Source organism: Cupriavidus necator N-1, from assembly GCF_000219215.1.
Classification (GTDB): Bacteria; Pseudomonadota; Gammaproteobacteria; order Burkholderiales; family Burkholderiaceae; genus Cupriavidus; species Cupriavidus necator.
In genome coordinates this window covers 3,140,823-3,162,635 of the sequence record NC_015726.1, presented here as the reverse complement: position 1 = coordinate 3,162,635, position 21,813 = coordinate 3,140,823, and the positions used below count along the sequence as shown (strand labels likewise).

The window sequence follows — 21,813 nt, the reverse complement described above, 5'->3', positions numbered from 1 at the left end:
GGGTCAGCCAGGGGTGCCGCCATCGCCGGTCCCGCCGGCGGCGGCCTGCATGCGCAGGCACTTGCAGGTGGACACCTTCTCGATGCGCTGCGCGCCCACGCCGGCCAGGTAGTCGGCGGCGCGTCCGCGCCCGGGGATGGCCAGCGCGGCATCCAGCTCTAGCAGCGGCACCAGCGTGAAGGCGCGCTCGGTCAGGCGCGGGTGCGGCACCGTCAGGTGCTCGTGGTCGTGCTGCTCGTCGCCGAACAGCAGCAGGTCCAGGTCCAGCGTGCGCGGCGCGTTGCGGAACGGCCGCTCGCGGCCGAACTGGTCTTCGATGTGGTGGCAGATGCGCAGGAGCTGCGCCGCGGTGAACGAGGTCTGCACCTTGACCACCGCGTTGTAGTAGTCGTCGCCGCCGGCATCGACCGGGGCGGTGCGGTAGAGCGATGAGCGCGCCAGCACCGTGATGCCGACCTGCTGGGCCAGACACACGATGGCGTCCTTGATGGCCTGGCGGGCATCGCCAAGATTGGCCCCGATGCCGATGAAGGCAAGCGTCATTTAGGTTTCCTCCGGCTGGCCGGGGCCGGCATGTGCTGCCTCGCCCGCGTCCGTGTCGCTCCGGGAAGACACTTTATCCGATTTCCGCGGACCGCGCCGGCGGCGCTTCTTGCGTGCCGGGCCTTCGCCCTCGGCGCCCTGGCCACCTTGACTGCCCTGGCCGCCTTGACCGCTCGGGCCGCGCGCGCCGCGTACCGCGTCGATCAGGTCCTCGCGCTCGCCCGGGTCGGCGTCCTGGAAGTCCTGCCACCAGGCGGCCAGTTCCTCGGGCAGCTCGCCCGACTGGCAGCGCAGGTGCAGGAAGTCGAAGCCGGCACGGAAGCGCGGCGATTCCAGCAGCCGGAACGGCATGCGGCCCACGCGCTTTTCAAAGCGCGGCTGCATGCCCCAGATATCGCGCATGTCGGTGACAAAGCGGCGCTGGATCGCCAGCTGGCCGGTCTGCTTTTCCAGCACCATGTCCATGGCGGTGTTCAGCGCGGCGATGGCGTGCTCGCCTTCCTCGCGCAGCCTGGTCCAGCGCTGCAGCACGTGATGCCACAGCAGCGCGGCGAACAGGAAGCCCGGCGAGACCGGCTTGCCGGCCTGCACGCGGCGGTCGGTGTTGTCCAGCGCCAGCTGCACGAAGCGCTGGCCCATGGGCTGCTCCAGCGCCACGTCCAGCAGCGGCAGCAGGCCCTGGTGCAGCCCGGCCTTGCGCAGCTCCTGCAGCGAGGCCCAGGCGTGGCCGGACATCAGCAGCTTGAGCATCTCGTCGAACAGGCGCGCGCTGGGCACGTTGTGGATCAGCGAGGCCAGGCCGGCGATCGGGTGGCGCGTGGCTTCGTCGATGTCGAAGCCGGTCTTGGCGGCGAAGCGCACAACGCGCAGCATCCGGATCGGGTCTTCGCGATAGCGCGTGACCGGGTCGCCAATCATGCGCAGCGTGCGCGCGCGGATGTCTTCCATGCCGTGATGGTAGTCATGCACGGTCTGCGCGGCCGGGTCGTAGTACATCGCATTGATGGTGAAGTCGCGGCGTTCCGCGTCTTCGGCCTGCGAACCCCACACGTTGTCGCGCAGCACCCGGCCCGAGGCATCGATCGCATGGGTCTTGCTGTCGAGCTCGGCGCGCTTCAGGCGGCGGCCTTCGGGCAGGGTCTCGCTGGCGATGGCGTCGACCAGCGCGCGGAAGGTCGAGACCTCGATGATTTCCTGCTCGCGCCCACCGTAGAAGGTCACGTGCACGATCTGGAAGCGCCGCCCGATGATGCGCGAGCGCCGGAACAGCGCCTGCACCTGGTCGGGCGTGGCGTTGGTCGCGACGTCGAAATCCTTGGGCTTGATGCCGAGCAGCAGGTCGCGCACCGCGCCGCCCACGATGTAGGCCTGGTAGCCGGCCTGCTGCAGCGTGGAGGTGACCTTGACGGCATTGCGCGACAGCAGCGCGGGGTCGATCTGGTGTTCGTCGGCGCCGACAATGCGCGGCGTATGGGCATGGCCGGTGCGGCGCAGCTTGGGGCCGGGTTTGCCCAGCAGCCGGGTAATTAGCTTCTTGATCACGTCAGAACAGATCCATGATGCGCCAGCCTGCCGCGGCGGCGTGGTGGCGCAGGCGATCGTCCGGGTTGGTGGCGATCGGCTCGGAGACTTTTTCCAGCAAGGGCAGGTCGTTGGCCGAGTCGCTGTAGAAGGTGGTTTTCTCGAAATGGTCCCACTGCGCGCCCTGGCTCTTTAGCCAGGCCTCGACGCGGGTGATCTTGCCTTCGCGGAAGCTGGGCACGCCCTCGACCTCGCCGGTGTACTGGCTCTCGGGCTTGCCGTCGACGGTGGCCGGCTCGGTCGCGATCAGGTGCTTGATGCCGAAGGCCGTGGCGATCGGCGCGGTGACGAAGCTGTTGGTGGCGGTCACCACGGCGCACAGGTCGCCGGCTTCCAAGTGCTTGTAGACCAGCGCGCGCGCCTGCGGCGTGATCACGGGGTCGATCACCTCGTGCATGAAGCGCACCCGCATGGCATCGAGCCGGTCGCGCGGGTTGGCCGCCAGCGGCGCCAGCGCAAAGCGCAGGAAGGCCTGGATATCGAGGGTGCCGGCCTTGTAGTGGCCGTAGAACTCGTCGTTCTTCTGCCTGTAGATTTCCTCGTCGACGACGCCCATGCGGACCAGGAAGCGGCCCCATTCATGGTCGCTGTCGGTTGGGATCAGGGTGTGGTCGAGATCAAAGAGTGCCAGATTCATGGGCGGCGATTTTACCTTAAGGCGAGAGGTCGGGCGGGCAGGCAGGCAGGTGCCGTGGCCGCGTTGGGTGTGGTTTGGGCGCCGATGCCGCCGCTAATCCCGGAATTCAGCAAACATTTCACGCAGCAGCGGCAGTGTCACCGGCCGCTTGCGTTCCAGCGAGTAGGTGTCGAGCGCGTCCAGCAGCGCCATCAGGCTTGGCATGTCGCGGTAATGCCGCGTCACCAGCCAGTGCGTGATCTCTGGCGACAGCTGCAGGCCGCGCTCGCGTGCTGCATGCAGCACAGCGGCCTTCTTGTCGTCGTCCGACAGCGGCGCGACCTGGTACACCAGGCCCCAGCCCAGGCGCGTGCGCAGGTCTTCGCGCACCGGCATCGCGCGCGGGGCCAGGCCGCCGGCCACCACCAGCGCGGTGCGCACGTGGGCGCGCACCTCGTTGTAGAGCGAGAACACCGCGATCTGGCGCGCTTCATCCAGCAACTCGACGTCATCGACGGTGTAGAGCTGGCACCAGGGATCGAACAGGAAGTCCGACAGCGGGTGGTGCGGGCTCAGGTAGCGGCTGCGGATGCCGTGCTGCGGCCCGGCCTCGCATACCGCGTGCAGCAGGTGGGTACGGCCGCAGCCGACCTCGCCCCACAGGTAGACCAGCCGGTCGCTGGCGTGCTCCTGGGCGAGCGCGGCGGGCAGCTCGCGCAGGCGCTGCACCGCCTCGCGGTTGGATGCCACCACGAAATTCTCGAAGGTCGAAGGCGGCGGGCTGCCCAGCTCGAGCGACAGTTGCTTGGGACGCGGGGACATGACGTATGGCTAACTTGCAGGTGTGGGCAGCAGTGGGGCAGCCGTTATTTTCGGTACAGGTCGCTGGCCAGGTAAACCCGCCGCAGCTGCCGCGCGCCGACCAGCAGCACGGCACAGGTCGGCAGCGCCAGCAGCACGCCGAAGAAGCCGAACAGCTGGCCGAAGGCGAGCAGCGCGAAGATCACCACCAGCGGGTGCAGGCCGATGCGTTCGCCCACCAGGCGCGGGGTCAGGTAAAAGCTCTCAATAAACTGGCCGAAGCCGTAGACCACCGCCACCGCGGCCAGCCCGTACCAGTTGCCGAACTGCAGCAGCGCGGCCAGGACCGCCATGACCAGCCCGACACCAAAGCCAATATACGGGATAAACACCGCCAGCCCCGTGAAGACCCCGACCGGCACGCCGATATCGAAGCCGGCGATGGTCAGGCCGATCGAGTAGATTGCCGCCAGGATCACCATCACCAGGATCTGGCCGCGCAGGTATTGCGACAGCAGCGCGTCGGTCTCGTTGGTCAGTTCGCGCACCTTGGGCACCCAGCGGCGCGGCACCACGCCCTCGATGCGGCGCATCACCATGTGCCAGTCCATCATCAGGTAGAACATGACGATGGGCACGATAAAGACGATGCCGGCCACCGTGATCAGCGCGGAGCCCGACATCTTGACGTAGTTCAGCAACACCACCAGCAGGTCTTCCGGGCTGGCCGAGAAACGGTCCGACAGCATGTTGCGCAGGCCGGGGAAGTCAAAGCGCACGCGTACGCCGAACTCGGCCAGGCGGGGCGAAACCACCGAATTGAGCTTCTTCAGCAGGATCGGCAATTGCTCGTGCACCTGCGGGATCTCGCGTTGCAGAACTGCGATCGCCAGCAGTACCAGCATCACGCAGATCACCGTCAGCAGCAGGATCATCAGCGTTACGCCCACCGCGCGCGGCACGCGGCGGCGCTGCAGCCAGTCAACGCCCGGGTTCAGGATATAGGCGAAGATGAACGCGAACAGGAACGGCGTCAGCACCGGCGCCAGCGCGATGATGGCGGCGAACAGCGCGACGGCCACGACGATCCAGAGCAGGATGCGCTTGGCCTCTTGGTTCAACAGCGGGGCATTCATCAAATAGTTGGGGGGAACGGGCGACAGCGCTGTTTGCGGCGGAATCTCGCCGGAAACTGGAAGCGGGGGGCCTCTATCCGTTAAAATTGCAATTCTACTGGACTCGCGTCCGCCTTCCGATGCCAAGCAACGGAAGCCGCGGTGACCCGAGCGCCGAATTCCTCACTTTATTTCCTCCAGGACAAGCAGGTTCCCATGAGCGCATCCCCGACCGCCGGCCAGGCAGGCCTTTCCTACCGCGACGCCGGTGTTGATATCGATGCCGGCGACGCACTGGTCGACCGCATCAAGCCGTTTGCCAAGCGCACCATGCGCGAGGGCGTGATGGCGGGCATCGGCGGGTTCGGTGCGCTGTTCGAACTGTCGAAGAAGTTCCAGGAGCCGGTGCTGGTGTCGGGCACCGACGGCGTGGGCACCAAGCTCAAGCTCGCCTTCCAGCTCAACCGCCATGACACCGTCGGCCAGGATCTGGTCGCCATGAGTGTCAACGACATCCTGGTGCAGGGTGCCGAGCCGCTGTTCTTCCTCGACTACTTCGCCTGCGGCAAGCTGGACGTGGACACCGCCGCCACCGTGATCCAGGGCATCGCCCGCGGTTGCGAACTGGCCGGCTGCGCGCTGATCGGCGGCGAAACCGCCGAAATGCCGAGCATGTACCCGGACGGCGAATACGACCTGGCCGGCTTTGCCGTCGGCGCGGTCGAAAAGAAGAAGATCATCGACGGCAGCACCATCACCCCGGGCGACGTGGTGCTGGGCCTGGCTTCGTCGGGTGCGCACTCCAACGGCTACTCGCTGGTGCGCAAGATCATCGAAGTGGCCAAGCCGGACCTGAATGCCGACTTCCACGGCCAGCGCCTGCAGGACGCGATCATGGCGCCGACGCGGATCTATGTGAAGCCGCTGCTGTCGCTGATCGAAACCCTGCCGGTCAAGGGCATGGCGCATATCACCGGCGGCGGCCTGACCGAGAATGTGCCGCGCGTGCTGGCGCAGGACGTCACCGCCGTGCTCAAGCGCGATGCCTGGACGCTGCCGCCGCTGTTCCAGTGGCTGCAGGCGCAGGGCCGCGTGGCCGACGACGAAATGCACCGCGTGTTCAACTGCGGCATCGGCATGGTGGTGATCGTGGCCAAGGAAGACGCTGAGCGCGCTATTCGTCACCTGCAAGCGGCTGGTGAGGCGGTGTGGGAGATTGGTGAGATCCGCGCACGTGCGGAAGGCGAGGCGCAGACGATCGTGGTCTGATCTGTTTCTGTGGTTTTGCTGTGAGAGCGGCGCATGCCTTTGGGTATGCGCCGTTTTTGTTTATGGCCTGGCGCCATGCGGCCGCATCGCCCCAACCCAAACAACACCCATCCTGGTGCATTGCACCAAAACCCCCCATGCACGCGCACCAAATCTGACAAACAAAATTCAACTTGATTGTATGGCGGTTTATATCCTAATGTACTGAGCAAAGGCGCCGCACACGCATGCCGCGTCGGAGACAACGCCCGAATGCGACGCCGGGGACCATCACCGCGCGCCAGGGCAGGCCAGGGACCATCGGAGGATCCACCATGCAAGCAGTCAGCATCGACGCACCTGCCAAGAACGGCGCGTCGCCCCAGAAGCAATCCGTCGCGCGTGTCGCCGGGGCCAGCCTGGCCGGCACCACGCTCGAGTTCTACGACCACTTCATCTACGGATCGGCCGCCGCGCTGGTTTTCCCCAAGCTGTTCTTCCCGCAGAGCGATCCGCTGACCGCGACGCTGCTATCCTTTGCCAGCTACGGCGTGGCCTTCGTGGCGCGGCCGCTGGGTGCGGCGATCTTTGGCCACTTCGGCGACAAGATGGGCCGCAAGTCGATCCTGATCATCACGCTGCTGATGATGGGCCTGGCCACCTTCGGCATCGGCCTGCTGCCGACCTATGCCGCCGCGGGCGCGCTGGCGCCGGCGCTGCTGGTGCTGCTGCGCGTGGTGCAGGGCCTGGCCCTGGGCGGCGAGTGGGGCGGGGCGGCGATCATGGTCAACGAGCTGGACCCTGAAGGAAAGCGGCGCGGCATCCTCGGCAGCCTGGTGCAGCTGGCGGCGCCGATCGGCCTGCTGCTGGCCAACGGCGTGTTCGCGCTGGTGACCTGGCAGGTTTCGGAAGAAGCCTTCCTCAGCTGGGGCTGGCGCGTGCCGTTCCTGCTGTCGGCGCTGCTGGTCGGCGTCGGCCTCTACATCCGCGCCAACGTGCGTGAATCCGGGATGTTCGAGAAGCTCGAGGAATCGCATGCGGAAGCGCGCGCGCCGATCATGGAAGTGCTGCGCAACTACAAGAAGCAGCTGCTGATCGCCTTTGGCGCGCGGCTGGGCGGCGACATCGCCTTCTATGTGTTCACCCTGTTCCTGCTGTACTTCGTGCCGACCAAGCTGGGCCTGCCCAAGAGCATCGCGCTCAATGCCGTACTGCTGGGCGCGCTGGCGCAGATCCTGTTCATCCCGATCGCCGGCCTGCTGGCGGACCGCATCGGGCGCCGCCCGGTGCTGATGATCGGCGGCGTCGGCGGCGCGGTGTGGGCCTTTGTCTTCTTCGCGATGATCAAGACCGGCAGCCCGGCGCTGATCATGCTGGGCTCGTTCGTCGGCATGGTGCTGGTGTCGTTCATGTTCTCGCCGCTGGCCTCGTTCCTGCCCGAGCTGTTCGCCACCCGGGTGCGCGTGACTGGTGCCTCGCTCGGCTTCCAGTTTGCCGGCGTGTTCGGTGGCGCGCTGGCCCCGCTGATCGCGGTGGGCCTGCTCGACCGCTTCGGTAGCACCACGCCGGTGGCCCTCTACCTGGCGGCGGTGTGCGCGCTGATCGCAGTGGCCGCTGCCGCCGCGCGCGAAACCGCACACATGCACCTGTCCGACGCGGACCACTGAGCGCCGCCGTCCCAACCTTTTCGTGAGCAGTATCGTGAAACAGTTCGACCTGATCATCCGCAACGGCACCGTGGTGACCGCCAGCGACACCATGCAGTGCGATATCGGCATCGCCGGCGGCCGCATCGTGCAGCTTGGCCTTGACCTGGGCGAGGCGGCGCAGACCATCGACGCCAGCGGCAAGCTGGTGCTGCCGGGCGGCGTCGATGCGCACTGCCACCTGGACCAGCCCATGCCGGATGGCCTGAAGATGGCTGATGGCTTCCGCACCGGCTCGGTCTCGGCGGCGTGCGGCGGCACCACCACGGTGATTCCGTTTGCCGCGCAGGAGAAGGGCCATTCGCTGCGCGCGGCGGTCACCGACTACCATCAGCGCGCCGGCGGCCAGGCCGTGGTCGACTACGCCTTCCACCTGATCGTGTCCGATCCGACCGAGGCGGTGCTGAACGACGAGCTGCCTGGCCTGATCCGTGAGGGCTATTCGTCGTTCAAGATCTACATGACCTACGACGACCTCAAGCTGAACGACCGCGAGATCCTTGAGGTGCTGTCGGTGGCGCGCCAGGAGGGCGGGCTGGTGATGGTGCACGCCGAGAACTCGGACTGCATCGCCTGGCTGACCGAGAAGCTCGGAGCGGCGGGCAACACCGCGCCGAAGTTCCACGCGCTGGCGCGCCCGATGGCGATCGAGCGCGAGGCCACGCACCGCGCCATCACGTTCTCCGAGCTGGTCGACGTGCCGATCCTGATCGTCCATGTATCGGGCAAGGAAGCGGTGGAGCAGATCCGCTGGGCGCGCAACCGCGGCATGAAGATCTTTGCCGAGACCTGCCCGCAGTACCTGTTCCTGACTGCGGAAGACCTCGACCAGCCCGGCTACCACGGCGCCAAGTGCGTGTGCAGCCCGCCGCCGCGCGACCGCGGCAACCAGGAAGTGATCTGGGACGGCCTGGCCGACGGCCTCTTCACCATCTTCTCGTCCGACCATGCACCGTTCCGCTACGAAGACGCGCAGGGCAAGAAGCCTGGCGGCAAGGAGGTCCCGTTCCAGTACATCCCCAACGGCATCCCCGGGCTGGAAACGCGGCTGCCGCTGCTGTTCTCGGCTGGCGTGGTGGGCGGCCGCATCTCGGTCAACCAGTTCGTCGCGCTGACCTCGACCAACCCCGCCAAGCTCTACGGCCTGCATCCGCGCAAGGGCACCATCGCCATCGGCGCCGATGCCGACCTGGCGATCTGGGATCCGCAGCGTGAAGTGACGATCCGCAACGCCGACCTGCACCATGCGGTCGACTACACCCCGTACGAAGGCGTGCGCGTGACCGGCTGGCCGGTGACCACGCTGGTGCGCGGCAAGGTGGTGGCGCATGAGGGCGAGGTGCTGGCCGAGGCCGGCCACGGCCAGTTCCTGCCGTGCGGCCTGCCGGAGATGGCCAGGCCGCGCTATCGCACCTCGGGCGGCAGCCTGTGACGGCAGCCTTGCCGATGCTTTGACTGAAACGACTGACATGGAACTGACCAGCCGCCTGGACGCCACCACTATCGCGGCCCGCGTCGCCGCCGGCCGCCTCGATCCCGCCGAGGTGGTCGCCGCCTTCCAGGCCCGCATCGCGGCGTGCAATGACCAACTCAACGCCGTGTTCGAGCTGCGCCAGGAGCTGGTCGATGCCGACCTGGCGCAGCTGCGCGCGCGCCTTGCGCAGGGGGAGCGCCCGCTGCTGGCGGGCGTGCCGGTGATCGTCAAGGACGTGATCTGGAGCCAGGGCCGCCGCGTCACGCAGGGTTCGCAGCTGTACCGCGACTTCATTGCGCCCGCCGACGCGATTGCGGTCGAGCGCCTGCGCCAGGCCGGCGCGATCGTGCTCGGCATGGGCAATACCTCGGAGTTCGCCTGCAAGGGCCTGACCACCAACAAGGTTTACGGGCTGACACGCCATCCGCTCGATGCCACGCTGACTGCGGGCGGCTCGTCTGGCGGCTGCGCGGTGGCGGTGGCGGCCGGCATGGCGCCGCTGGCGCTGGGCACCGACGGCGGCGGTTCCAGCCGGCGCCCGCCCGCGCATGCGGGCGTGGTCGGCTTCAAGCCTTCTTACGGCGCGATTCCCGATTCAGTCGGCTTTCCCCATGCCTTCAACGGCATCCAGGTGATTGCGCCGATCACGCGCACGGTGGCCGACGCCGAGCTGATGTTCGAGGCGCTGGCCGGCGCCGATCCGCGCGATCCCGATACGCTGGGTTTCTCGCTTGGCGCCGCGCGCCCGCTGCATACGCTGAAGATCGCGGTCAGTCCGCGCCTGGGCCTGGACACCCCGGTCGACGACGATGTCGCGCAGGCCTTCGAGCAGGCCGTGACCCGGCTGCAGGCCGCGGGCCTGACCATCGAGCGTGCCGACCCGGCCTGGCCAAAGGGCGCCGACGAGGCCGCGCTGATGCCGCTGCAGCATGTCGGCCTGGCCAATCTCTACGGCGAGGCCTGGCGCCGCGACCCGGAGGTGTTCGATCCCGACGTGGCGCGCCAGATCGAGCGCGGGCTGGCCTGGAGCGGCGCCGATGTGGCGCGCGCGCGCGAAGCCAGCCACCAGATCGCGCTGGCCGTGGCCGGGTTCTTTACCCGCTATGACCTGCTGCTGTGCCCGACCACACCGTGCGTGGCGTGGCGCAACGACCGGCTGGGGCCGGAGCGGATCGGCGGCGTGGCGGTGGAGCCGCGCGCCCATGCGGTGTTCACGCCCTTCTTCAACCATGCGCTGGCGCCGGCAATCTCGGTGCCCTGCGGCCACGGCCGCGACGGGCTGCCGGCGGGCCTGCAGATCGCCGGCCCGCGCGGTGCCGACCGCAGCGTGCTGGCCGCGGCCAGGCTGGCCGAGAGCGTGCTGGCGCCGCTGCTCAACCCTGCCGGATAACCGTCATGCGAATCCTTGTCCTGAATCCCAATACAAGCGAAGGCATCACCGCGCGGCTGATGGCGGCGGCCACCGAGGCCGCGGCCCCCGGCACCGAGCTGGTGCCGCTGACCGCCAGCCGCGGCGTGCCCTATATCGCCACGCGCGCCGAGGCGCAGATCGGCGGCGCCATCGCGCTGGAGATGCTGGCCGAGCACCATGGCCAGTTCGACGCGGCCATCATCGCGGCCTTTGGCGACCCCGGCCTGATGGGCGCGCGCGAACTGTTCGACCTGCCGGTGGTGGGCATGGCCGAGGCGGCGATGCTGTCGGCCTGCATGCTGGGCCGGCGCTTTGCCATCGTGACTTTTGCGCGGGCGCTGGGGCCCTGGTATGAGGAGTGCGTGGACATGCATGGCCTGCGCAGCCGGCTGGCCGGCATCCGCATGCTGGACGGCAGCTTTGCCTCGGTGTCGGATGTGCAGGAAGAGAAGGAAGCCGTGCTGGTGGAACTGGCCAACCGCGCCGTGGCGGAGGATGAAGCCGATGTGGTGATCCTGGCCGGCGCGCCGCTGGCCGGCCTGGCCGCGCGCGTGCGCGACCGCATTCCGGTGCCGGTGGTCGACCAGATGGCCGCCGCCGTCAAGCAGGCCGAGGCGCTGGTCGCGCTGCAGCCGCGCAAGGCCACCGCGGGCACGTTCCGCCGCCCGGATGCCAAGCCCACGCTGGGTTTGCCCGCGGCGCTGGCGGCGCGCATCGAGCACCGCTAAGCCGCTTCCCTTCCGATGACGCCGCGGCTCAGACCGCGGCGAATACCGCTTCCAGATCGACCTTTTCCTCGGCCGGCGCCTGCAGCCGCAGCGTGCTTTCGACATGGCCGAGGTGCTCGGTCATCAGCCGCGCGGCGCGCTCGCCGTCGCCGGCTTCCAGTGCATCGACGATGTCGTCGTGTTCATGGTGCGGGCACGACGGCACGCCCGGCGCGTCATAGAGCGCGATGATCAGGCAGGTCAGCGAGCACAGCTCGCGCATGTACTTGCCCAGGTACTGGTTGCCGGTCATTTCCGCCAGCTTGCAGTGGAACTCGCCCGACAGCCGGATGATGGCGCGGCGGTCGTTGCTGTCTCGCGCCTGTGCTTCCTGGCGCGTGGTCTCGCGCAGCGCGCGCACGCCCGGCGCGCCGATGGCGCCGGCGAGGTCGCGCACCAGCGCGGGTTCCAGCAGGTGGCGTGAATGCAGCACCTGGCGCGCTTCGGCCACGCTCGGGCTGGAGACGAAGGTGCCGCGGTTGGGATGCACCGTCAGCACGCCCTCATGCGCCAGCTTGGCGAAGGCCAGCCGCACCTTGGTGCGGCTCACGCCGAACACGCCGCCCAGCTTTTCCTCGACCAGCTTGGTGCCCGGCGGCAGCCGGTGCTCCCAGATCGCGGTCAGGATGCGGTCGGCGATGGCCTCGACCGACGCGCCGCGCGCGCTGTCCGCGTCGGTCTCATTGATACCGTCGGTAGCGGGCAGGTCGGCTTTGGTTCGTGGCATGGCGGTCGGCGTTGGCGGCCCGGAAAAAAGACAGTCGGTGTCGTTATTGTATGGCGGTTCGCCATCAAGTGTATAACACCGGCGTCGGACCGGTTGCCGTCTTACTGCTCGCCGAGCTTGTCCAGCGCCTCGCCGGTCACGCGGCAGATGCGCCAGTCGGGCAGCACGTCGGCGCCCATGGCCTGATAAAAGTCGATCGACGGCCGGTTCCAGTCCAGCACCGACCATTCGAAGCGGCCACAGCCGCGCTCGACCGCCAGCGCCGCGAGGTGCTTGAGCAGCGCCTTGCCCAGGCCGTGGCCGCGCCATGCCGGATCAACATACAGGTCTTCCAGGTACAGGCCGGGCCTGGCCAGGAAGGTCGAGAAATTGTGGAAGAAGAGGGCAAAGCCGACGGCTTGCCGGCCGCCAGCGGTGTCGACTTCGACCAGCACCGCTTCGGCATGCGGCGTGGCGCCGAACAGTGCATCCTGGATCTTCTGCGGCGTGGCTTCGACGATATGCGTCAGCTTTTCGTATTCGGCCAGCGCCAGGATCAGGTTGAACAGCGTCTCGCTGTCGGCGGCGGTGGCGGGGCGGAGCGTGAAGGCGGGCTTGGACATGCTGGGTCGGCTTTCCGGAAAACAGGGATTCGGAATTATCGCCTGTGCGTCACTTGCCGCGCCAGTTTGCATGCAATCGGGTCAGTGCCCGAAGTCCGCCAGCTTGCGCACCTGGTCGACATACCCGGGCGCCAGGCAATCCACCACCAGCCGCTCCGGCGTGCTGCGCAGCCAGGTCAGCTGGCGCTTGCACAGCTGGCGCGTGGCGGCGACGCCGCGCTCGCGCATGGTGGCGAAATCGGCGTCGCCGTCCAAGTACTCCCATACCTGCCGGTAGCCGACGCAGCGGATCGACGGCAAGCCCGGATGCAGGTCGCCGCGCCTGCGCAGCCGCTCGACTTCCTCGATAAAGCCGTTGGCCAGCATCGCGTCATAACGCTGCGCGATCCGCGCGTGCAGCGCCAGGCGGTCCGATGGCTCCAGCGCAATCACGCGGAAGCGCTGGTCCGCCGCGCCGGCAAAGGTGCGGCCCTCGGCCTGGCGCGCCAGCAGCGCCGACATCGGCTGGCCGGACAGGCGATGGATTTCCAGCGCGCGCTGGATGCGCTGCGCGTCATTGGGCGCGAGCCGCGTCGCGGTGACCGGGTCGACCTCGGCCAGCATCGCATGCAGCGCCGGCCAGCCGCGCTCGGCGGCAAGCTGGTCCAGCTCCGCGCGCAGCGCGGCATCGGCCTGGGGCAGGTCATTGAGCCCCTGCGTCAGTGCCTTGTAGTACAACATGGTGCCGCCGACGATCAGCGGCACATGGCCGCGTGCGCGGATCTGTGCGATCAGCCGTTCGGCATCGGTGACGAACTGCGCCGCGGAGTAGCTGTCGGCCGGGTCGATGATGTCGATCAGGTGGTGCGGCGCGGCTGCAAGTTCTTCGCGCGTGGGCTTGGCGGTGCCGATATCCATCTCGCGGTACACCAGCGCCGAATCCAGGCTGATGATCTCCACCGGCGCGTCGGCCGCCAGCGCCAGCGCGGCCGCGGTCTTGCCCGAGGCGGTGGGGCCGAGCAGGCAGACCACGGGCGGATGCGTGGCGGAATAGTGGGGTACGGCGGACATCGAAAGCCTTGGGTGAATCGTGGGGCGAGCGGCTTATTGCCCGCGCAGGAACAGCCGGTCCAGCTCGGTCACGGTCAGTTGCACCCAGGTGGGGCGGCCGTGGTTGCACTGGTCGGCGCGCTCGGTCTGCTCCATCTGGCGCAAGAGCGCGTTCATTTCCTCGAGCGTGAGCTTGCGGTTGGCGCGCACCGCGCTGTGGCAGGCGAGGGTGGCCAGCAGTTCATTGCGGCGCTCGGCCAGCACGCGCGAGCCGCCATAGGCATGCAGGTCGCGCAGCACGTCGCGCGCCAGCGCTTCGGCATCGGCCTGCTGCAGCAGCGCCGGCACCGCTCGCACCGCCAGCGTGGTGGGCGACACCGGGGCGATATCGAAGCCCAGCAGCGTCAGTGTCTCCTGGTGTTCTTCGGCCACGCCGATCTCGACCGGGCTGCCGGGCAGCGTGACTGGGATCAGCAGCGGCTGCACCGCCAGGTCGCGCGCGTCCAGGCCGGCCTTGATCTGCTCGTACAGGATGCGTTCGTGCGCCGCATGCATGTCCACCAGCACCAGGCCGCGCGCATTCTGCGCCAGCACATAGATGCCATGCAGCTGGGCGATGGCGTAGCCGAGCGGGTGGTCGTCGGGGGCGTCGGCAGGATCGGCAAAGCCGGCGCGCGCGGCTGGCGGCAGCCGGTCCAGCACGCCGGGCGGGTCGTCGGCGCGTGCCGCCTGGGCGTCGGCCAGCCAGGCCGGCGGTTGCGCCGGGGTGCCGGGCATGGCGCCATAGGGCCGCGCTGCCGGTGCGGCGGCATCGCGCACCATGCCCAGGTAGGCCTGGCGCGGCTGGGCGATGCCGAGTTCGGTCTGGCGTGCCGCGGAATAGTTGATCCACTGGCCGCCGCCGCCGCTGCCGCCACCATAGCCCGGCCGTGCGCCGCCCGCCGGTATCGCACCGCCAGGCGGAAGGGTGATCTCGCCGTCGGCGTCGGTATGCAGGCTGTCGCCGTTCCCGCCGGCCTGCCGCGCCAGGCAGCGCTGCACCGCGTGGTAGACGAACTGGTGCACGGCGCGCGATTCACGGAAGCGCACTTCGATCTTCGACGGATGCACGTTGACGTCGACCATCTCCGGCGGCAGGTCCAGGCACAGCACATAGGACGGGAAACGGTCGCCGTGCAGCACGTCCTGGTAGGCGCTGCGCGCCGCGTGGTTGAGCAGCTTGTCGCGCACGAAGCGGCCGTTGACAAAGAAATACTGCTGGTCCGGCCGCCCGCGCGAGGCGGTGGGCAGCCCGGCAAAGCCATACAGGTGCAGCGTATCGGCCTCTTCGTCCACTGGCAGGCGGGCGCGGGCAAAGTCAGTGCCCAGCACCTGCGCGGTACGGGTGGCGACGTCGCCGGCATTCCAGTGTTCCAGCGGCTTGCCGTTGTGGTGGACCGAGATGGTCACGTCGGGCCGCGCCAGCGCCACGCGCCGCACCATCTCCAGGCAGTGTCCCAGCTCGGTTTGCTCCGATTTGAGGAACTTTCGGCGCGCTGGCGTGTTGAAGTAGAGATGCTGCACGTCGACGGTGGTGCCGACCCCGCCCGAGGCAGGCTGCACCGTGCCGGTATCGGCGCTGACCTGGGTGGCATGGGCATCGGCCGCGGTGCGGCTGGTCAGGGCCAGCTGGGACACCGAGGCGATCGAGGCCAGGGCCTCGCCGCGGAAGCCCAGCGTCAGCACCGATTCCAGTTCGTCGAGCGAAGCAATCTTGCTGGTGGCGTGGCGCATCAGCGCGACCGGCAACTCGGCAGCAGGGATGCCGCAGCCATTGTCCGTGATGACGATGCGCCGCACGCCGCCTTCTTCCAGCCGGATGCCGAGCTGCGTGGCGCCGGCGTCGAGCGCGTTTTCCAGCAACTCCTTGACCACCGAGGCCGGTCGTTCCACCACTTCGCCGGCGGCGATCTGGCTGATGAGCTGGTCCGGCAGCGGCCGGATCGGGCGCGGCTGCTGGGTGGTGCGCAGGGCGGTGCTGGAGGCGGAGGCAGGCATCCGGCGATTATACGTGGACGCTCGCACGGAGTCGGACGCACAAAGGCGCCGCAGGTGACGGATTGGAGCGGTGGCTCTTGTATGATTCAGGCCAGGGCGGCCCGGGCCGCATCGGACCGAACGCAGTCAACCAAACCAACAACGGGGAACGACTTGGATCTCGCTTTGCAGCTCATCGACATGCTGGTGCATGTCGACAAATATCTCGGCACGGTCATCGACCAGTACGGCCACTGGGTCTATGCCATCCTATTCCTGATTGTGTTCGCGGAAACGGGGCTGGTGGTGGTGCCGTTCCTGCCGGGCGACTCGCTGCTGTTTATCGCGGGCGCCTTCTGCGCAACCGGCGCCATGAACGAGTGGGCACTGATCGGCCTGCTGCTGGTGGCGGCGATTTCCGGCAATACCGTCAACTACCTGGTGGGCAGCTGGATCGGGCCCAAGGTGTTCGACCACCAGTGGCGCTTCCTGGACCAGGATGCGCTGCGCCGCACCCATGACTTCTATGAGCGGCACGGCGGCAAGACGCTGGTGATGGCGCGCTTCGTGCCGATCGTGCGTACCTTCGCCCCGTTCGTCGCGGGCGTGTCGCAGATGACCTTTGCGCGCTTCCAGATGTTCAACGTGGTCGGCGCCGTGGCCTGGGTGGTGGGCCTGGTGTTCGCCGGCTACTTCTTCGGCAACCTGCCGTTTATCCGCCAGTACCTGAACCTGATCGTGCTGGCCGGCATCGGGGCGGCCGTGGTGCCGCTGGTGCTGGGCGGGCTGTGGAAGCTGGTGCGCGGCAATCGCCGCCGGCCTTCGCGCGTGGAGCGCTAAGCCAGTGAGGTCACGCAGCCTTTGCGCCCCTTTTTCACTATGAAACGGGTTCTTAGTTGAGGCTGCGGCTCATCATCCGCAGCGCGGGCATGCGCTCGCGGATCTGGCCGATATCGGCCGCATCGGGCCGGGCCAGGACATAGGCTTCCAGGTCGGCCAGCGCGGGGCGGAAGCACTCCAGGTTGGCATAGGCCAGGCCCCGGTCGCGCACTTCCTCGATCGAACCCGGCAGCAGGATCACCAGGCGGTTCTGCACCGCCAGCAGCCGCTGCCAGCGCGACTCCTGCAGGTAGATCGCCTTCAGGTTGCGCAACATGCGCGCGACGATCTCGCGGTGGCTGGCCGCGCGCAGGAACAAGCCCAGCGGTACCTGGCTGGCATCGCTGATGCCTTCACGCTCTAGGTACGGATCCAGCATTTCCTGCAGCTGTTCCTTCGACAGGGTCTCGCCGGTGAGCGGGTCCAGTATCACCTCGCCGGCCGGAATCGTCATGCGCAGCAGGAAATGATTGGGGAACGACACGCCCTTGAGCGGCAGGCCGATCTGCTGGCCCAGCTCCATGAACAGCACCGCAAGCGAGATCGGGATGCCGCGGCGCTGGCGCAGCACCACGTTCAGGTAGGAGTTGTCGGGGTCGTAGTAGTCGTTCGCGTTCGGGCCGAAACCGAGGTCGCGATAGAAGAAATGGTTCAGCAGGCGCAGCCGCTGGATCGCGGGGGTGCCTTCGGCGATCCGGCGCTTCAGGCGCAGCGCCAGCACGTCCAGCGCCGCAAGCTCGGCCTGCAGGTCCAGGTCGGGGTAGGCGTCCTGCGCGATGGACAGCGCGGTTTCGGTCAGCGGGATGCCGTTTTCGTCGGCCACAAGGCTGGCGAAATAATCCAGGACTTTGGTGGATGTCATGTCGGTTTCCCGGTGCAGCCGCCGGCACCGCGCGCAGCGTGGGTCACCATTGCCGGCTCATTAGGTGGCCCATGCGTTGGCAGATTCGCTGGCCCATCAGCCGGCGCGGCGCCTGAAGGCAGAGTAGCGCAGTCCCATGAGCCACAGTGTACCGAAGTAGACCACCGCTGCAAGTACCAGGCACGAAGCCAGCAGCGCGACGCGCAGAAGCGGCGTCGCGCCCAGCCCGATCCAGTCGAAGTTGCGCGCGAACCAGAGCAGCATGCCGGACAGCAGCAGCACCGAGGCGCCCAACTGCGCCAGGAACAGCCACCAGCCCGGCGCCGGCCGGTACAGGCCGCGCCGGCGCAGGCCGAAGAACAGCAGCAGCGCGTTGATGGTGGCGCCGGCACTGATCGACAGCGCCAGCCCGGCATGGCTGATCCACGGCACGAACGCATAGTTGCAGGCCTGCGTGATCACCAGCACCAGCAGCGCGATCTTCACCGGCGTGCGGATATCCTGGCGCGCATAGAAGCCAGGCGCCAGGATCTTGATCGAAATCAGCCCCATCAGGCCGACGCCGTACGAGACCAGCGCCTGGCGCGTCATCTCGACCGCGTGGGCGTCGAACTTGCCGTAGTTGAACAGCACGGCGGTCAACGGCGCGCCGAACACGAACAGCCCTACCGCGCAGGGCACCGCCAGCAGGAAGGTCAGGCGCAGGCCCCAGTCGAGCAGGCTCGAGTACTCGGCATGGTCGCCCGAGGCGTTGGCCTTGGACAGGCTCGGCAGCAGGATCGTCCCCAACGCCACGCCCAGCAGCGCGGTCGGGAACTCCATCAGCCGGTCGGCATAGGTCAGGTAGGAGACGCTGCCCGCGGCCAGCCGCGAGGCGATATTGGTATTGATGATCTGGCTGATCTGCGCCACCGACACGGCCAGCAGCGCCGGCCCCATCTGCCGCAGGATGCGGCGCACGCCGGGATCGGACCACGCCGCGCGCAGGTTGAAGCTCAGCCGCGGCATCACGCCCAGGCGCCGCAGCGCCGGCACCTGGATCGCCAGTTGCAGCACGCCGCCAACCAGCACGCCCCACGCCTGCGCGTAGATCGGCTGGTCCATGTGCGGGCCGACGAACAGGGCCGCGATGATCAGGCACAGGTTCAGCAACACCGGCGTGAAGGCCGGCACCGCGAACTTGCGCCAGGTATTGAGGATGCCGGACGCCAGCGCCACCAGCGAGATCAGGCCGATATACGGGAACATCACCCGCGTCATGAACACGGCCGCGGTATAGGTCTCGCTTTGCCCGCGGAAGCCGGTGGCGACCGCGGTCATCACGAGCGGCGCCCCGATCACGCCAAGCAGTGACACGCCCATCAGCACCCAGGTCATGACCGTGGCGACGGCGTCGATCAGTGCCTTGGTCGGCTCGTCGCCGCGCTTGGCGTGGTATTCGCCCAGGATCGGCACGAAGGCCTGCGAGAACGCGCCTTCGCCGAAAATGCGGCGCAGCAGGTTGGGAATGCGGAAGGCCACGTTGAACGCGTCGGTCATCTCCGACGCGCCAAAGGCGCGGGCGATCAGGATCTCGCGCACGAGGCCGGTGATGCGCGAGAGCATCGTCAGGCTGCTGATGGTGGCGAGCGCTTTGAGCAGGTTCAAGGTGCGGGTCGGTGCGGGACGGTGGATCGGTGCGGGCGCACCGCATGCCGGGGACGCCTCTGAGACGCGGTCCGGGCGATAAAGTTGCCGGCGCGCCATGTGCCCCGGCACAATGTGGCGCTTATTATACGGATCGGCCCGGCGCCCGCCCGGCCCGAGCTGGCAAAGTGTCCGTCGTGTTGCTTTGTGTGCCGGCATCTGTGTATAATTGCCGATTCACAAGGACAGTTGCGTTCCGGATTCGTGTGTCAGTGCATCCCGGGTCGCTCGATATGACTTAATTGTTGTGTCCCCCGCGGCACGCATCTGAATTCAGGATATTTTTACATGGCAAATTCCGCACAAGCTCGCAAGCGCGCCCGCCAGGCCGTTGCCCAGAACGCTCACAACTCCAGCCTGCGTTCGCGCCTGCGCACCGCCGTCAAGGCCGTCCGCAAGGCCATCGTCGCTGGCGACAAGGCCGCTGCCGCCGAGATCTTCAAGAACTCGCAAGCCGTGATCGACAGCATCGCCGACAAGAAGATCGTGCACAAGAACAAGGCTGCACGTCACAAGTCGCGCCTGTCGGCCGCCATCAAGTCGATGGCTGCCTGATCACTGCCCGGGCCGCCCCGGCGGTCCAGCAGAGGCGGGTGCCCAGGCATCCGCCAACAAAAAAGCTCGTCATCCGACGAGCTTTTTTGCTTTCCGGCGCCAGGCCGGCAGGCTTATTCCAGCGAACAGGCTTCAACCAGCTGCAGGTTGTTGTCGCGCGCAAAATTCAGCACGAAATCCAGCGCCTTCGGTTCAATATCGCGCAGCCGCACGTCCACCACCACGCATTTGACGTTGCCGGCGAAGATCGGCCGCACGTAAGGGGAGTAGGTCAGGCGCGGGTCGCCGCTGTCGCCCTCGGGGCGGAACTGCGCCATCACGCCGCACAGTCGTTCGGCCCAGTCGCTCGGGCGGAAGGTCTTGCCTTCCTTGGTAATGCCTTGGATAAAGTATTCGCGAACGTTGGGGTTCATGAGGCTGGACACTGCGGGTGAGGCGGATGACTCGACGGTAAACCCGCTGGACGGGCGCCCGTTTGACGCGGCCGGGGCGCGTTTGGTTCGCGCTGGTTCCAGCCGGAAGGCGGGGCGTCGGTGTCTTGCGGGGGCACTTTTGATGCCGGCGGCGGGCAGCGGCATGGGTGTGCCGGGCCCCGCGTGAATCAGCGGGTATTATATCTTATATAAGAGTTGCGCATAAGGGCGAAATCCTGTCGGGAACCTGTCAGCGGCACCGCGCCGGGCAGGGCGCGAGTTCGTGCCGGGTTGTCCCGGACTCGCCAAAGCAGAAATAATCCCTTATGATTCTTGCAGTTAAATTGCGTATGCGACGCGAAAGGCGGCTCCGCGGCGCGCTTGAGTCATGAACACTTCGTGACGGCGCGTCCCCACCGAGCCGCCTTCTTTGTTTTATGAGCTCAACCCCGATCAAGCATTACCTCCAGTTCAGCGACTTCACTCCCGACGAGTATGAGTACCTGCTGGATCGCGCGCGGATCCTGAAGGCCAAGTTCAAGAACTACGAGACCTGGCACCCGCTGCACGACCGCACGCTGGCCATGATCTTCGAGAAGAATTCCACGCGTACGCGCCTGTCGTTCGAAGCCGGCATCCACCAGCTGGGCGGCCACGCGGTGTTCCTGAACACGCGCGACTCGCAGCTGGGCCGCGGCGAGCCGATCGAGGATGCGGCGCAGGTGATCTCGCGCATGGTCGATATCATCATGATCCGCACCTTCGGCCAGGACATCATCGAGCGCTTTGCCGCGCATTCGCGCGTGCCGGTGATCAACGGCCTGACCAACGAATACCACCCGTGCCAGGTGCTGGCCGACGTCTTCACCTACATCGAGCAGCGCGGCAGCATCCGCGGCAAGACCGTGGCGTGGATCGGCGATGCCAACAACATGGCCTACACCTGGATCCAGGCCGCCGAGCGTCTGGGCTTCTCCTTCCATTTCTCGGCGCCGCCGGGCTACCAGCTCGATCCGGCCATGGTGCCGGCGTCTGCCGCGGGCCTGGTCAAGGTCTTCGACGATCCGCTCACGGCCTGCCAGGGCGCCAGCCTGGTCACCACCGATGTCTGGACCAGCATGGGCTTCGAGGCCGAGAACGACGCCCGCAAGCGCGCTTTCAAGGACTGGATGGTCACGACCCCGATGATGGACCGCGCCGAGTCCGACGCGCTCTTCATGCATTGCCTGCCGGCGCACCGCGGCGAGGAAGTCGAGGCCGCCGTGATCGACGGCCCCAAGAGCGTGGTCTGGGAAGAGGCCGAGAACCGCCTGCACGTGCAGAAGGCGCTGATGGAATACCTGCTCTGCGGCCGCTACTGAACCAGCGCGGCGCGGAGTGAACAGGGGAGGGGCCGCGATGGCCCCTCTTTTTACGTCTTTCGGACAGAAACCCAAGGAGATGGAAGTGAGCCAGTTCGACAACGTGTCGGTCGTCAAGAAAGCCAACCTGTACTTTGACGGCAAGTGCGTCAGCCATACCGTGCTGTTCCCGGACGGCACCCGCAAGACGCTGGGCGTGATCTTCCCGGCCGCGCTGACCTTCAACACCGGCGCGCCCGAGATCATGGAAATCAATGCCGGCACCTGCCGCGTGCGCCTGGCCGGTTCGGAAGACTGGCAGACCTACGGCGCGGGCCAGCAGTTCAGCGTGCCGGGCAACAGCAGCTTCGATATCGAGGTGCAGGAAACGCTGGACTACGTCTGCCACTTCGCGTGACAGGCGCGGCGGGTCAGTCCTGGC

Annotated in this window: 21 protein-coding genes; 9 read left to right on the top strand and 12 right to left on the bottom strand. The window is 67.5% G+C overall.

Annotated elements, in window-relative coordinates; translation table 11 throughout:
* Positions 1-3: 3 nt before the first annotated feature.
* From folK to CNE_RS14800, 5 genes are all read right to left on the bottom strand, one after another.
* Positions 4-543, bottom strand: coding sequence for a 2-amino-4-hydroxy-6-hydroxymethyldihydropteridine diphosphokinase (gene folK / locus CNE_RS14820; RefSeq protein WP_013957911.1), 540 nt, complete (start codon positions 541-543; stop codon positions 4-6).
* Entirely contained in the window at positions 544-2,085 is a 1,542-nt protein-coding gene (pcnB, locus tag CNE_RS14815; RefSeq protein ID WP_013957910.1) for a polynucleotide adenylyltransferase PcnB, read from the bottom strand.
* A 1-nt stretch (position 2,086) separates the two neighbouring features.
* Positions 2,087-2,761 (bottom strand): histidinol-phosphatase, encoded by a 675-nt coding sequence (locus tag CNE_RS14810; RefSeq protein ID WP_013957909.1) that lies wholly within the window; start codon positions 2,759-2,761, stop codon positions 2,087-2,089.
* Between the two features lie 93 nt (positions 2,762-2,854).
* Entirely contained in the window at positions 2,855-3,562 is a 708-nt protein-coding gene (gene hda, locus CNE_RS14805) for a DnaA regulatory inactivator Hda (protein ID WP_013957908.1), read from the bottom strand.
* 44 nt (positions 3,563-3,606) lie between these two features.
* On the bottom strand, positions 3,607-4,677 hold the full coding sequence (locus CNE_RS14800; protein WP_041228110.1) for an AI-2E family transporter: 1,071 nt from the start codon (positions 4,675-4,677) through the stop codon (positions 3,607-3,609).
* A gap of 195 nt (positions 4,678-4,872) precedes the next feature.
* Here CNE_RS14800 and purM point away from each other — a divergent pair, with 195 nt between their 5' ends.
* The 5 genes from purM (at position 4,873) to CNE_RS14775 (ending at position 11,223) form a co-directional block, all read left to right on the top strand.
* Entirely contained in the window at positions 4,873-5,925 is a 1,053-nt protein-coding gene (gene purM / locus CNE_RS14795; RefSeq protein WP_013957906.1) for a phosphoribosylformylglycinamidine cyclo-ligase, read from the top strand.
* Positions 5,926-6,239: 314 nt separating this feature from the next.
* Complete coding sequence (locus CNE_RS14790; RefSeq protein WP_013957905.1) at positions 6,240-7,571, top strand: MFS transporter; 1,332 nt, start codon at positions 6,240-6,242, stop codon at positions 7,569-7,571.
* Between the two features lie 34 nt (positions 7,572-7,605).
* Positions 7,606-9,042 (top strand): dihydropyrimidinase, encoded by a 1,437-nt coding sequence (hydA, locus tag CNE_RS14785; RefSeq protein WP_013957904.1) that lies wholly within the window; start codon positions 7,606-7,608, stop codon positions 9,040-9,042.
* Between the two features lie 37 nt (positions 9,043-9,079).
* The gene (locus CNE_RS14780; protein ID WP_013957903.1) at positions 9,080-10,474 is read left to right on the top strand and encodes an amidase; all 1,395 of its coding nucleotides are present in this window, start codon (positions 9,080-9,082) and stop codon (positions 10,472-10,474) included.
* Between the two features lie 5 nt (positions 10,475-10,479).
* A complete protein-coding gene (locus tag CNE_RS14775; protein WP_010815018.1) occupies positions 10,480-11,223 on the top strand; it encodes an aspartate/glutamate racemase family protein in 744 nt (247 codons plus the stop codon).
* A 28-nt stretch (positions 11,224-11,251) separates the two neighbouring features.
* On the opposite strand, the gene CNE_RS14770 is transcribed toward CNE_RS14775, so the two are convergent.
* The 4 genes from CNE_RS14770 to mutL form a co-directional block, all read right to left on the bottom strand.
* Positions 11,252-11,989, bottom strand: coding sequence for a GntR family transcriptional regulator (locus CNE_RS14770; RefSeq protein ID WP_013957902.1), 738 nt, complete (start codon positions 11,987-11,989; stop codon positions 11,252-11,254).
* 101 nt (positions 11,990-12,090) lie between these two features.
* Positions 12,091-12,591 (bottom strand): GNAT family N-acetyltransferase, encoded by a 501-nt coding sequence (locus CNE_RS14765; RefSeq protein WP_013957901.1) that lies wholly within the window; start codon positions 12,589-12,591, stop codon positions 12,091-12,093.
* 81 nt (positions 12,592-12,672) lie between these two features.
* Complete coding sequence (miaA, locus tag CNE_RS14760; protein ID WP_013957900.1) at positions 12,673-13,641, bottom strand: tRNA (adenosine(37)-N6)-dimethylallyltransferase MiaA; 969 nt, start codon at positions 13,639-13,641, stop codon at positions 12,673-12,675.
* 33 nt (positions 13,642-13,674) lie between these two features.
* Positions 13,675-15,657, bottom strand: a complete 1,983-nt coding sequence (gene mutL / locus CNE_RS14755) for a DNA mismatch repair endonuclease MutL (RefSeq protein WP_013957899.1) — start codon at positions 15,655-15,657, stop codon at positions 13,675-13,677.
* A gap of 180 nt (positions 15,658-15,837) precedes the next feature.
* Here mutL and CNE_RS14750 point away from each other — a divergent pair, with 180 nt between their 5' ends.
* A complete protein-coding gene (locus CNE_RS14750) occupies positions 15,838-16,476 on the top strand; it encodes a VTT domain-containing protein (RefSeq protein ID WP_319609863.1) in 639 nt (212 codons plus the stop codon).
* A gap of 52 nt (positions 16,477-16,528) precedes the next feature.
* On the opposite strand, the gene CNE_RS14745 is transcribed toward CNE_RS14750, so the two are convergent.
* Both CNE_RS14745 and murJ read right to left on the bottom strand, forming a co-directional pair.
* Complete coding sequence (locus tag CNE_RS14745) at positions 16,529-17,377, bottom strand: SirB1 family protein (RefSeq protein WP_013957897.1); 849 nt, start codon at positions 17,375-17,377, stop codon at positions 16,529-16,531.
* Between the two features lie 96 nt (positions 17,378-17,473).
* Positions 17,474-19,024 carry a murein biosynthesis integral membrane protein MurJ gene (murJ, locus tag CNE_RS14740; RefSeq protein WP_041228107.1) on the bottom strand — a complete coding sequence of 517 codons (1,551 nt, stop codon included), beginning with the start codon at positions 19,022-19,024 and terminating at the stop codon, positions 17,474-17,476.
* 327 nt (positions 19,025-19,351) lie between these two features.
* Here murJ and rpsT point away from each other — a divergent pair, with 327 nt between their 5' ends.
* Positions 19,352-19,618, top strand: a complete 267-nt coding sequence (gene rpsT, locus CNE_RS14735) for a 30S ribosomal protein S20 (protein ID WP_013957895.1) — start codon at positions 19,352-19,354, stop codon at positions 19,616-19,618.
* A gap of 113 nt (positions 19,619-19,731) precedes the next feature.
* Here the strand turns inward: rpsT and CNE_RS14730 are convergent, their stop codons facing one another.
* Complete coding sequence (locus CNE_RS14730; RefSeq protein WP_012353767.1) at positions 19,732-20,031, bottom strand: DUF3579 domain-containing protein; 300 nt, start codon at positions 20,029-20,031, stop codon at positions 19,732-19,734.
* A 437-nt stretch (positions 20,032-20,468) separates the two neighbouring features.
* On the opposite strand from CNE_RS14730, the gene argF reads away from it, so the two are divergent.
* Complete coding sequence (gene argF / locus CNE_RS14725; protein WP_013957893.1) at positions 20,469-21,392, top strand: ornithine carbamoyltransferase; 924 nt, start codon at positions 20,469-20,471, stop codon at positions 21,390-21,392.
* Positions 21,393-21,477: 85 nt separating this feature from the next.
* The gene (gene ppnP, locus CNE_RS14720) at positions 21,478-21,789 is read left to right on the top strand and encodes a pyrimidine/purine nucleoside phosphorylase (RefSeq protein ID WP_010815007.1); all 312 of its coding nucleotides are present in this window, start codon (positions 21,478-21,480) and stop codon (positions 21,787-21,789) included.
* The last annotated feature ends 24 nt before the right edge of the window (positions 21,790-21,813 follow it).